Annotated in this window: 7 protein-coding genes and 1 pseudogene; 4 read left to right on the top strand and 4 right to left on the bottom strand. The window is 52.2% G+C overall.

All coding sequences use genetic code 11. The features are described from left to right. The 4 genes and pseudogenes from H9Q16_RS19815 to H9Q16_RS19800 form a co-directional block, all read left to right on the top strand. A pseudogene (locus H9Q16_RS19815) lies at positions 1-531 on the top strand (IS3 family transposase); the annotation flags it as partial. Between the two features lie 518 nt (positions 532-1,049). Then, entirely contained in the window at positions 1,050-2,165 is a 1,116-nt protein-coding gene (locus H9Q16_RS19810; RefSeq protein WP_246455889.1) for an AAA family ATPase, read from the top strand. Between the two features lie 130 nt (positions 2,166-2,295). Next, on the top strand, positions 2,296-4,614 hold the full coding sequence (locus H9Q16_RS19805) for a S8 family peptidase (RefSeq protein WP_246455887.1): 2,319 nt from the start codon (positions 2,296-2,298) through the stop codon (positions 4,612-4,614). Positions 4,615-5,707: 1,093 nt separating this feature from the next. Further along, on the top strand, positions 5,708-7,819 hold the full coding sequence (locus tag H9Q16_RS19800; RefSeq protein WP_191077219.1) for an AIPR family protein: 2,112 nt from the start codon (positions 5,708-5,710) through the stop codon (positions 7,817-7,819). Positions 7,820-7,836: 17 nt separating this feature from the next. On the opposite strand, the gene H9Q16_RS19795 is transcribed toward H9Q16_RS19800, so the two are convergent. Genes H9Q16_RS19795 through H9Q16_RS19780 form a run of 4 tightly spaced genes read right to left on the bottom strand, consistent with a single transcriptional unit; the run spans position 7,837 to position 12,533 of the window. Next, entirely contained in the window at positions 7,837-8,271 is a 435-nt protein-coding gene (locus H9Q16_RS19795) for an EcoRII N-terminal effector-binding domain-containing protein (protein WP_191077218.1), read from the bottom strand. Then, entirely contained in the window at positions 8,268-10,094 is a 1,827-nt protein-coding gene (locus H9Q16_RS19790; RefSeq protein ID WP_191077217.1) for a DEAD/DEAH box helicase, read from the bottom strand. Before H9Q16_RS19790 ends, H9Q16_RS19795 begins: the two co-directional genes overlap by 4 nt. Next, positions 10,075-10,902, bottom strand: coding sequence for an HNH endonuclease (locus H9Q16_RS19785; RefSeq protein WP_191077216.1), 828 nt, complete (start codon positions 10,900-10,902; stop codon positions 10,075-10,077). The genes H9Q16_RS19790 and H9Q16_RS19785 overlap by 20 nt, the downstream gene beginning before the upstream one ends. Continuing rightward, positions 10,902-12,533 (bottom strand): ATP-binding protein, encoded by a 1,632-nt coding sequence (locus tag H9Q16_RS19780; protein ID WP_191077215.1) that lies wholly within the window; start codon positions 12,531-12,533, stop codon positions 10,902-10,904. Before H9Q16_RS19780 ends, H9Q16_RS19785 begins: the two co-directional genes overlap by 1 nt. Between the last annotated feature and the right edge of the window lie 22 nt (positions 12,534-12,555).

Genomic DNA, 12,555 nt, shown 5'->3' with positions numbered 1-12,555 from the left:
GGTGACCGACATTACTTACATCAGAACCCATGAAGGCTGGTCGTATCTCGCAGTGGTCATCGATCTATTCTCACGGCGTGTCGTTGGCTGGTCCCCTCTCGGCAGATTGCTTTGCAATCGCCTGCCGAGCAATGGATGCAGTCCCGTATGACAACTGATCTGGCCTTGCAGGCCTTGCTGAGTGCCGTTTGGCGGCGCAAACCAAAGCAAAGGGTCACGATCCATTCCGACCAGGGGGCGCAGTTCACTGGCAAAGAGTGGCAATCGTTTCTCAGCAAACACAATCTGGATGCCAGCATGAGCAGGCGCGGGAATTGTCATGATAACGCAGTCGCCGAGAGCTTCTTTCACTTGCTGAAACGGGAACGCATCAGGCGGCGGACGTACACCACGCGCGACGCAGCAAGGCAGGACGTGTTCGACTACATCGAGATGTTTTACAACCCGACCCGCAAACACACGAACAACGGCATGCTGTCACCGGTTGACTATGAAATGAAACAACAGAAAATGAACGAGGCAGGCGTCTAGGAAACTAGGGGCACCTCACTGTGTTGCAGTTACTGTGGTCAAACACTGTGTTGCAAACAGTGTGTTCAACACATTGATTCCAAACACTGTGTTCAACACAGTTTTTCATCCCACAAATCCACCCTGTAACACAAGAAAAACTGTGCGATGACTGTGCAACGCAGGAAGTAAAAACAGTGCGCTGCCAAAGTGCCTTATTTTTATGGCTTAAGTGGTGCCGGGGGCGGAATCGAATTACCCATTTAGTCACTTGTTTTAAAAAATTTTAAACTCATGCGTTTCAAGATAGTACCCCATATAACACCCTCAATCCTATCTACATTTTCTTTCATGACATTGAGAGGAGAATGCGGTTCCTTGCTGTATGAAATCAAATTGAGCCATGTAAAGCAGAAATCAATTTAGGCCTAAATATCACTAATACCTTTCGTAAAAGCCGGCGGAGGCGGACGTTCGCTGCGGATGCATGATCACTCTGTCCTTGGTTCGGAAACGGACATGCAAAAGGCGCCTTGGCAATGTACTTTCATGGTGATGTATGCACGGACTGCAACAATCCAAAAAAACCAGATCGATGGCGTCACGTCACATTCGCAATTTCTATTGAACAGGCTAAGGTAGGCCTCAACAGGGAGACGAGATTGGTGGCAACCGCAAAGCAACTCATTGGACTCTTGAAGAGTCACGTCGAGGGGAACGAAGAACGCTTCTTCGATCTCGCGCTTCAGCTTGCGTCGGCGGAGGAGCAAAAGGGCCATACTCGTCTAGCCGAACAGCTTCGTCAGTGGGTTGAAGCAGGGCAGGCGCCAAAATCGCAAACTCCATCCCCAACATTGATCGCCAAGCCACGGGGCGAGTTGGCTTCGATCATTGGGACTGCGTATCCAGAGACTAGGCTGAATGATCTCATCCTTCCAGAATCGGTGTCGTCTGAGCTTGAACAACTCGTTGTCGAGTTCCGCAAACGCGACATCCTAGAAAAACATGGGCTGACACCAAGGCAACGTATCCTTCTGGCAGGTCCCCCAGGCACCGGAAAGACGATGAGCGCATCCGCATTGGCTGGTGAGCTAAAGCTTCCTCTTTATTCTGTGCTGTTGCACGGGTTGATATCGAAGTTCATGGGGGAGACGGCCTCAAAACTGAATGCGATATTCGAGGCAGTAAGGACCCAACGCGGGGTCTACCTGTTCGATGAGATCGATGCCCTTGCCGCCACCAGAGACGGTGACAATGACGTTGGCGAAGCGCGGCGAACCCTGAACTCGTTTCTCCAATTCATGGAGGAAGACACGGGGCCTTCGTTGATCATCGCAACAACCAATCTGCCACGGATTTTGGATAAGGCGATCCTTCGCCGCTTCGACCTTGTATTGATGTATACTCTACCCACCGCCGAAGCGATGCAGAAAGCCATGTCTCGTCGTCTAATAGGATTTGATTTGTCTGAGGTAATCTGGGACGATGTGGTTGAGCATGCCCATGGCCTTTCATCCTCTGATGTAATTCAGGCTGCGATGGATGCCGCACGTCGGGCTATATTGGATTCGAAAAAGACAATAACTTCGGCTGATTTGTTGCATTCAATTGGTCGCCGACGAGACTTGCAGGCGTTGGGTATATGGAGTGGCTGAACGGAATCTCCCTCACATAGTTCTTAACGGGGTTTCGAAGTCTGAAGACTTCAAGGGAAGGCGGATCGTTACTGATACGCCGACAGACGTACCAAATAGGCAAGCACATGCTGCCCGTTTGATCGCAGCATTGGACACCATAGAGGTGCTGCCTGAAGCAAGCGCCACCTATATCGAAGTTGTAGGCCGCCCTGGCGAAGCGTTTCTTCCAAGCAAATTCGATGTGAGCGGCTTGGCTCTCCTTAATGTGCGGGACGCTGAGCCCGATAGTGAGGTTCCAGGTCGCGCTATTGTAAAAGCGAGTAAGTCGGCAGGTGGCTTGACCAAGCTACGCGAGAAGCTTGATCAATTCGCAACAGAAGACGGCAAGCCTAACAACCAAGGGCAAACACGCCCAAAGAATGCTGATCTTGCTAACAGTATCGACACAATAGCCCAAGCAGGGCTTAGGGACCTATGGCGACATCCAAACAAACCATTCCCGTTGTCGGCGGGCCCGATCCCCTGGGAGGTTTGGTTGGAACCAAGAGAAGTGGACCAATTCGTTGCCAGAGCCGTGCAGGAAGGGCTAACGGTCTACCCTGATCGCTTGGAGTTCCCTGAGGATACCGTCGTTCTCGTTGAAGGTGACATCGGCCAGATGGCTAGGACTGCGGTTGGAACAGGTTCGGTCCGCTCGGTTTCTCCTCCTGGTATCCCTATCGACTTCGTGGATGGCCTCGAAGCGGAGGAACAGGCCGATTGGTTGCAAGATGCGCTTGGCCGAACTCAGTATGGCCCTCAAGCTCAGCAGGCGACGTCCTATGTCACGCTCTTGGATACGGGCATCACGTTGGCGCACCCGCTAATCCAGCCTGCGTTTGATGCAGCGGATCGCCATGCGGCTGTGCCTGGATGGGACCTCGCAGACCTGCATGGTCATGGATCGAGGATGGCAGGGGCGACGCTCTTTGGCGATCTGCGAACTCACTTGAACAGTATCGCGGCAATCTATGTCCCTCTTAGGCTGGAGTCGGCAAAGGTGATCCCAGATGCAGGCCATAACCCACATCATCTGTTGGGGGACAGGACGCAGAAAGCCATCAACGCGGTAGAAGTTGAGCCTGATAGGTTACGGACCTTCGCTTTGGCCACGACCACAGACCTTGATACTCCTCACAGCGGTGCACCAACGTCCTGGTCCACTGAACTCGACCAGCTTGCCGCTGGTCGGTCCGGCGAAGTGAAGCAGCGGCGACTTATCGTGACTTCGATTGGTAATATTGATGCCCAACATGATGGAAATACAGACTACCTAAGCAAATGCGATGACCTTGACGAGGGAGAGGTTCAGTCTCCTTCCCAAGCATGGAACTCAATCGCAGTGGGTGCGATGACCGAAATGGACGGTGTTGGTGGGCCAACACATGGTGCGACGTTGGCTGAAGTTGGGGACCTCGCTCCGATGTCTCGCACGGCGAGTTGGACCAAGACTTGGCCAATAAAACCTGATGTCGTACTCGAAGGCGGCAATTGGTATGACGACGGGTTGTCAACAACGCCCAATCAACATTCTGATCTGATGTTGGTTACAACGAGCAGGAACTACCCTGCCCGGTCTTTCACTCACATCTCGGATACCAGTGCCGCGACCGCATTAGCATCACGTGAAATTGCATTACTTCGCGCCTCTTACCCCGACCTCTGGCCAGAGACGATCCGCGCCCTCTATGTCGCCTCGGCACAGTGGACCGACCGGATGTGGTCGCATATTGCGCCAGCGGATCGAAATCGGAAGGGCGCCTACGATGTCATGTTCACCCGATACGGTTATGGCCAGCCCAACCTTGAACGTGCCCTTAACAGTGCTAGCAGCGCAATCACGCTGATCATAGAGGATTCCATTCGTCCCTATGAGAAGAAGGGATCAGGTCGGAAATTGAACGAAATGCAGTTGTTTGAACTGCCATGGCCGACGAACGCTCTCCGAAGCTTGGTCGGACAGGACGTTTCCCTGCGTGTTGCCCTGAGCACCTTCATCGAACCGAACCCATCAGAGGTCGCTCGTGGCCGAAAGAGCAGGTACGCATCTCATGGCCTTCGTTTTGCGCTGAAGGGCGCGGATGAAGAGATTGGTGCATTCACGAAACGTGTTGGCCGCACTGCTGTTAAAGACCAACCAGACGATAACGGCCCTGACAGTGGCGAATGGGATTTCGGCTACAATCGCCGGAGTGTCGGGTCCCTGCACATCGATACACTCACTGTCGCTGCCAGCGATCTTGCCCGTCGCGGGGTCCTCGCGGTCTATCCGGTTGGTGGCTGGTGGAAAGAAAACCGCACTGTGGACCCTGAGCGGTGCGTGGCGCGTTTCTCATTGGTCGTCGAAATCGATGCGACTGAGGTAGAAGTGGATCTTTATGCGGAAGTCCAACAGAAAGTGGCGCCTCAAGCGGAAATTCAGGCCTGAACAAATTCCTTGGTCTTTACAACTTCGTCTACCATCGCGGCTGTCCTCCGGCTTTCCGTTTTGACGCACAGTGCAGCGAATGACCGCAAATTGGGCTGCTACCGCAGCATCTTGTGGGTAAGCCGAAGGTCCTGAATGGGCCGTTAACGCCGAGCCTTAGTTGGTTGCGCGTGGAAAGACCAAGCGAGGCAATCAGTATGAGGTTGCCTCGCATCAATTTTCGTCAACCCTGATGCTTTGGGTGACAAATCCGTCGCTGCCGTACACTTGGCTTTCGTTTGAACAATTATTCTATGATAGCCATCTGGGTAGGGCTTGTCAGACCAACGCCAAGTCGCGAACTTACAGTTTCGGCAACTTTGCTTAGGGTACTTGGACAATTTTTATTACTCATCTAAAGGTTCCTAGAAACTGACGCACGCAATGGTTCAGGCATGCTCAATTTCTACTCTATTGTCGCTGACGCGCAGTTTTACTCTACTTACAACATCGGTTTGCGGCCGGTCATGCATTTTGTTGAACCCATCCGAGGACCGCGAATGCAGTTTCAAGACTTCGAATTCGAATTTTCACCTCTTGCTGGTTCGTTAGCTCCGAATTGAGGAAAACTTGTGTCAGCTCTTCGGGGTCCTTACCTAACCCGGTCAGAGCGGGTCTCCTGAAGTACCAAAGCACCCATGGTTTGTGAAGAACCGCAGAGAAATACCAATGTTTGTCAAATTCGAAACGCAACTCTTTCTCAATAAATCCATACCCCGCAGGTCGTATCAGAAAGCTGTTAGATAGTTTGGCCTGAGCCAGTAACAAGTGCACGTGTTGGACGTCAGCATTGACGGAGTCTGCGAGCTGTTCATGTAGCTTCTGTTTTTCTATCAACATCCCCGATCTCCAATCCACCCGCCTAGCATGAAACATCAAAATGCGGATTCATGCAAACTATCTGGCCAACGAAAGATAACCCGCTTTGGCAAAGCCTAAACTTAAAGCTTGTTGATTATGCTTGCGGAACTTAGTGACATTACGTCCAACTTGGTATTGCTTACACCTGAAGAATGTAGTGCAGTGAATTTTGCAATAATCCCGCGAGATCGAATTGACAGATATTTCAGAATTCAACTCCCAACTCTTGGAAGACGTTCGCCAGGAAGCCACACAGAGCGGAATCTCCGAGACTGATGCTTTCTTCGAAAGACTGGCAAGTCGCCTCGAGACCGAGGGCGAGATTCTTGCTACAGATAGAGCTTCATATGTAGGATCAAGCTCAGGAAAAACGGTCCGCATTGACGGCATCGGGGGTCACCCCAAAGAGGCTGAAGGCGTCCTAAGTGTTTTGGCATGTATTTTCAGGCCCGACGACGAACCGGTCAAAATGAATGCACAAGAGGCCAAGAAATACTTCGGCCATTTGATAAATTTCGTTGCTGCCTCGCGCCGCGAGGCATTCCGAGCCGAATTGATGCCCGAAAGCGCAGAATTCGGGGTGGCGGAATTGATCGCGTCATCATGGAAATCAATTACAAAGGTCAAGTTGATCCTCATTACGAATTCGATCTTCAGCGCCAGAACTGATGCGGTTTTAGCGGGAAGGATCGCCGACATTCCCGTCACGTACAACATCTGGGATCTCACGCGCTTTCATAGATATGAAACATCCGGCCAGGCCAGAGAAAAAATTGTCGTTAATTTTCGGGAGGACTTCGGATCGGCGATTCCAGCTCTAGCTGCGTCGGCTAAAGGTGAGGTTCTTGAGAGCTATCTGGCTGTAATCAGCGGTGATCAACTTGCCGAGATTTATGAAAAGTGGGGAGCGCGTCTTCTGGAATCCAATGTCAGGAGCTTTCTCCAGGCACGGGGCGCAGTAAATCGGGGCATCCGGGACACCATCAAGGATGAGCCGGATATGTTTTTCAGCTATAATAATGGTCTTTCGGCAACCGCCGACGAGGTTGATGTTGAAAGAACATCAGATGGATTGAAGATCATTTCTGCCAGCAATCTGCAGGTCGTAAATGGAGGACAAACCACTGCATCATTGCATGCAGCACGTCGCTTGTCACCGGAGGCGCTCCAGCAAGTTCATGTCCAGATGAAGTTGACGGTTGTACCACCGGATACTCCCGAAGACGTCGTGCCCAACATTTCCAAATACGCTAATAGCCAGAACAGGGTAAACGCCGCTGACTTCTTCTCGAACCACCCATTTCATATGCGGATCGAAGGATATTCGCGCCGGATCTTGTCTCCGGCAGCGGAGGGTACGAACCGGGAAACCAAGTGGTTTTATGAGCGTGCTCGTGGACAATACATGGTTGAACGTTCCAAGAAGACTCAAGCGGAGCGTCGTCGCTTTGACTTGGAATATCCAAAAACGCAGTTTTTTGTGAAGACTGATCTTGCGAAGATCGAAATGAGTTTTCGGCAATATCCTGATACCGTAAGCAAGGGAGCCCAGAAGAACTTCAGTGTTTTTGCCCAAGCCGTCGGTAAGGAGTGGGAGCGCAACAGCAAACGTTTCGACGAGACCTGGTATCGCCGACTTATCGCAAAAATCATCATTTTCAGGCATCTCGAAAAGATAGTTCCCAAGCAATCCTGGTATCCGGGAGGCTATCGAGCCAACGTCATAACCTATGCAATCTCCAAACTCGCAGTCGATGTTGACGACATGGACAAAGTCATCGACCTCGACACCGTCTGGCGTCACCAGTTCCTGACACGTGATCTGAGCGACGCGTTGTTGCTGGCTGCCGAGACGGCGTCTGATGTTATTACTCATCCCGAGGCCGGTGTTAACAACATCACGGAATGGGCCAAGAAGCAGGCCTGTTGGGCAGTATTGCAACGGGCTGAAATCGACTATGGACCGGAACTGATGAATTGTCTCGTCGAACCCGCAGATGCGCAATCGGTGCAGAAGGAGGCACGTCGTAATGAAGCTATGGTCTCCGGTATCGAGGCTCAGGCTAGAGTCGTGGAAGCGGGTGGAGAATTCTGGAGCAGGTTGCGATCGTGGGGTTCAGAAAAACGTATGTTTAGCCCAAGGGAAGACGGCGTTTTGAGGACATGCGGACTACTTCCCGCAAAGCTGCCATCGGAAAAGCAAGCCATTATTGCCCTAGAACTTCTGGAGAAGGCTCGCGAAGAAGGCTACGTCGACGAAGATGCGCCAAGGATCAAAATTTCAACTCTATCCCGTCCACACTGAACGATCTCAGCACCAGATCAGTGAACTCTTCGCCATTTGGTCAAACGAATCCGTACAACTTCTTCGTCGGTGTCAGTTACATCACTGGCTTTCGGTTGAATACGGATAGAGTATCGGGCCTCTGACTCGTCCTTGGATATTTCAAATTCGTCACCTTCCCGGGCGCCGACATCCCGAAACCAGCTCGTCATATGGGTAACCCTGTACTCGTTGCGCGTGCCGCCATCGTCGTGAAACTTGTTGTTGTAGTAGACAAAGCGAAACCTGAATTCGTGCCCCTCGTCGTCGATGCAGTCGAGCCACGCATCCGGGTTCTTCGTTCCCGGATCCAAATTGGGTAGGATCCCGAGGAGTTCCTTCTCACCTTTTGGTATGAGAATGCCTGCCTGGTGCCCGCCAGTGCTCCCGACATCATTCGCGCTCAGGGTTTTTCGGAATGTCTGCCTGCTCATTGCTTCCTCGGCATTATCTCAAGCGCTCGTTTAAGATCATTGGCATCCCGGGTCGAGACGGGGACAGTTTCGTTCGCCAGGTTGTTTTTCCAAGCTGACCGGTCGATCATGATTTCCTCTACAGTATCTTTGTAGAACAGACGATAGACCGTCACTGTTGCGGTCTGTCCACGCCGGTGCGCCCGGGCGCTGGCCTGCGCCTCAAGTGCAGGATTCCAGACAGGGGTAAAGTGGATTACGACCGTTGCTGCCGTTATATTGAGGCCAGCACCCGCTGCTTTCGGGTTTAGAACCAAACAGGCAGGCCCTTCATGTTCAGAAAACACGTCAATGATACTTTGTCGATCTTCCTGCGGGGTTGATCCATTTATGGCCCCCCAATGGGTCTCGGGAAAATGAATACAGGCCTCTTTCAAAAGGTCGCCGATCCGGTTGAAAAGTGCAAAAATGATAACTTTGCGGCGGTTCGTGAAAGCCTCGCGCAAAAGGTCGATCGTCCGTTCCATCTTGGGGGTGAGCAGTGGAATGCTCGCGGCTGGAACGAGTTCGGCATCCTCTTCTTCAGCGCTGTCCTTTTGTCGCAGCCATGGATGGGCACAGAGAAGTTGCAACTGGAGTGTTGCCACCAAAGCGCCGGCCACAGGGTATTTCTGCATGGTCGCTTCCCGAACGTCTTTGTAGTGATCGACCAATTGATCATCCAGTTCGAGAGGTACATCGATATCGATACGTTGAGGTAGATCACCAGCAACGTCAGCTACACGCCGTCGCAAGATGATGGGATCAGTCAGGCGACCGAGGTTTTGACCGGCCTCAAGGTTGTCTGGAAACTCAAACTCGAATTCCTCGCGTGTTCCCAGCAATCCGGGTATGGCGAAATCTGCGAGAGACCAGAGATCAATCAGCGAATTTTCTACGGGTGTGCCAGTCATCGGGATGGATTTTCTGCGTGGAACCGTGGCTATTGCCCGACGACGGTTTGAATCCGGGTTCTTGATCGCCTGAGCTTCGTCGCAGATGACCCATGACCATTCCAGAGAAGAAAAGAGTGAGATGTCATTTACCAACGTATCATAAGTCGTGATGATCACCTGTACCCTCTGAAGGCCGCTCACTACACCTGCTCGATGTGAACCGCGGTGAACCAATAGGCTCAGATCGGGCGCGAATCTTTCTATTTCCCTCACCCAATTGGCGATAAGACTCGTCGGGCAGATGATCAGGGCCGGCGAAATGATTAACGGTTTTTCGATCATCAGTAGTGCAATAATCTGGAGCGTTTTTCCTAGCCCCATTTCGTCGGCGAGGATGAGACCTCCGGTGCGGGAAACGGTTTCCCACATCCACTGCACACCACAAGCTTGGTAAGGATAAAGATCTGCATTAAGGCCGTGAATACTGATTTCTTTGGTATTGCGCTCAGCTGCATCCTTCCCGGCCTCCATGATGGCTTCGGTTGGAGCTGCCGCCAGACTGATTTCCGATGCCCGGATCATGCGAAGTGCAGAGCTGAAAGGAATATCTTCGGGATCATCGCCGCCGATAACTTCATCAAAAACGGTAGCGGCATCGCGTGGAAGCGGGCGGATGACCTTTGCGTCTACAACCCACGTATGACGGTTGCTGGGAGCAAACAACTCATGCCTTTCGCCTCGCACTGTCCGGGTGCCACCAAGGCGGGCAACTATTTTGTTATTATCACGGTCCAGAATGACAATAGGTTCCAGCAGGCGTTCGGAAACCGTAAATCCCTCGGGTAGCGAGGACCGAATTTCCTCGAATGTTTCTGGAAGCATCGCTAGGTTAACAACCACTTGCTTCATCCATTATTTGCTTCAGTTCTTCTATGGACCACGGCACGGGTCTTCGAGTGTGAACGGCTCGGTGACAGTTCGGGCAAAGCGGTACAAGCTCGGTAGCAGGGTCATAGGGCTTGGACGATGACAGAGAAGCGAGGGGCTCCAAGTGGTGGACCTCAATAATGCCGCCCGCTGCGTGGTATCGGCCCTGAGGCTCGAGTCCGCAGGCAGTGCACCTCTCACCATGAAGCCTGATACACAGCAACCGGTTACGCGGATTTCGCTCCCGGCGGTTGACGACGGCAGGCTTCAGTCCGCCTTCGAATGCCGGTTCATCCAGCGGAACCTCATCTTGGACAACATCGTAGCCAATCAATTCCGCCATGGCTGCCATCAGCGGAACGATTACCTCCCTGCAGGAGCGCGAAACCGAGTCGTCTTCATCAGCGCTGATTTCATGTCGGATCGTAGCATCAATCAGGAAATTTCCGTCCAATACAAGCCAGTCTTCCAATGAACGAGCACCAAATACCAAGCTGACTGATGGGTCAATTGAAGCCACCAAGGCTCTTGCGAGCTGCACGTCTTCTTCCGAGGCTTGCTGAATTTGGCGAATGGTGTCTCCTGAATAGTTGCCAAAAGACAATTGTACACGATGTCCTTTCAGGCCGTGGGGGCGGATACTAGCCACTGGCCCGTGGCGCTCTTCCAGATCAGCGAACCAAATACGCATTGCCGAGCGAAGACCGTCGTTGTCCAGGGCCACTGCTATCGAGGCCCCGGTACCTTCTTCAAGTTCGGTGACAATGAGTTTCTGTTTTGCGGCAATCATCAGCTGCCTGCGTCATCGGCGAATTCTTCTGGCTCCGGATCCGGCAGGTTTCGTAGTAACTTCCGGAGGTTGTTGGAAATCTCGGTTCGAATGTCTTCAAAAATAGGTGCCAGTTCTTCGTTGGTATTGTTCTGTTCGGCTGCAGAAAAAGCCCAGAGCAGCAAATCCATGCCTTCTACAGCAAATCCGTTTGCCGCTGCCCTACGATAGATTTTCTGATAGAAATCGTGATGCTTGTTTAGGTGTACAGCGGGAACGTGGCCATCGGTCGACGAGCTGTGGAATGCCGGTTGCCAGAGTTCCCCACTGGTTACCGTTTCGACGGCGTGCACGTGAAGTTGATCTGGCCCAACGTTGTTTTCTATCGGGGATTTGATCCGGATTTTTGGCCCCATGTTGTTGGAGATCTGCGCGGACTGCTGTTCCGGATCCACCGATGTGACAACGGCTTTCGCTGCATTGGACGTGCTGGCAATGTTCTTGTTTGCACTCGCGTGATCGACAGAATCGTTGGCATTTGCCTGAGCGCGGCTTTGCCTGCGATACCTGTTTCCAGCCTCGCGATATATTGGTTGAAGGAGGGTTCTCAATCCATCCTCCAGGTCGGGATGGAACAGGATGCGCGACTTCTTCACATCGATCCGGAACGCATCATCGAGTTCATGCCCGAAATCAAACTCGAGCCGCAATAGTGACGTGTGAGGTTCTGGCGCGCCAAAAACTTCCATCCAGCCACCGTCTTGAATCAGCCGCCCTTCACGGTAGACATAAAAACCCTGTGCGCGATTCGAGATCCGCGCATATTCGCGCTCTTCGTCTTTTGTCATGTCCCTGCGATGTGGCAGGATCCATGCTCGGATGGCGGCTTTTTCTTCAGATCCATCAGGCATCTCGACGACCAGCGTTTGCTTCTTTTCCTGAAGAACCTGCTCAGATCGCTTGGGATAAAACGGATTCCAGGGAACAACTGGACTTTGGTTTATGAATATGTCGATGTTGCGTTCGCGCTCATCGAGTTTTTCCGTGAACCGATGGTAGACCAGAGAAAGGTGTTTGCTCAGTGTATCTGCGAGACGCTTGATTGCGGCCTGTTCTTTTGTGCCCCCTGCCTCGTACTCCTTCGAAAGGATGCGGTCACACTTTTCCCAGACAACAAGAGTCCCGGTTTCGCCACAGAGTTCATCAAACATCTCCTCTTCACCTGATGTGACCGGCTCACGCAACATTTCCCAACATCGTTTAGCCGCGACATGGTCGAGATCCCACGCGAGTTTGGCCAGCGACTGATCAGGAGCAGCCTTTGTGACAATTGTGAACTTTTTGCAGACAGAACTGGATGCCGTCTTCAACCCCAGGCCAAACTTTCCGAGGCTTTCCGGGTTCTCCCGGACCGGAGCACCGTAGCGCATGGCTTCGTGCAGGGTAACTGCATCCATACCGTCACCATTGTCACCGAAATAAACGAGTTTACGGCCATCCGCGTGAAGCACGATTTCCACATTTATTTGGTCGGCATGGGCCGCGATCGAATTGTCAATGATGTCAGCTGCAGCAGTTTTGACATTGTAACCCGTATCACGGAGACCGAATATGAGCCGTTCGGCATCTGGTTCGTTTATTAGATCGTTCATCCGTCATTCCTAGAGATAAGGT

The sequence above is a fragment of the Sulfitobacter aestuariivivens genome (assembly GCF_014763045.1).
GTDB classification, from domain to species: Bacteria; Pseudomonadota; Alphaproteobacteria; order Rhodobacterales; family Rhodobacteraceae; genus Sulfitobacter; species Sulfitobacter aestuariivivens.
The sequence above is the reverse complement of the archived record's forward strand: the minus strand, read 5'-3'. Positions and strand labels throughout refer to the sequence as shown.

Excerpts from the sequence above, each read along its gene's own strand:
- H9Q16_RS19790 (WP_191077217.1), bottom strand. The coding sequence starts at position 10,094 with ATGAAGCAAGTGGTTGTTAACCTAGCGATGCTTCCAGAAACATTCGAG.
- H9Q16_RS19785 (WP_191077216.1), bottom strand. The coding sequence starts at position 10,902 with ATGATTGCCGCAAAACAGAAACTCATTGTCACCGAACTTGAAGAAGGT.
- H9Q16_RS19810 (WP_246455889.1), top strand. The coding sequence starts at position 1,050 with ATGTACTTTCATGGTGATGTATGCACGGACTGCAACAATCCAAAAAAA.
- H9Q16_RS19780 (WP_191077215.1), bottom strand. The coding sequence starts at position 12,533 with ATGAACGATCTAATAAACGAACCAGATGCCGAACGGCTCATATTCGGT.
- H9Q16_RS19795 (WP_191077218.1), bottom strand. The coding sequence starts at position 8,271 with ATGAGCAGGCAGACATTCCGAAAAACCCTGAGCGCGAATGATGTCGGG.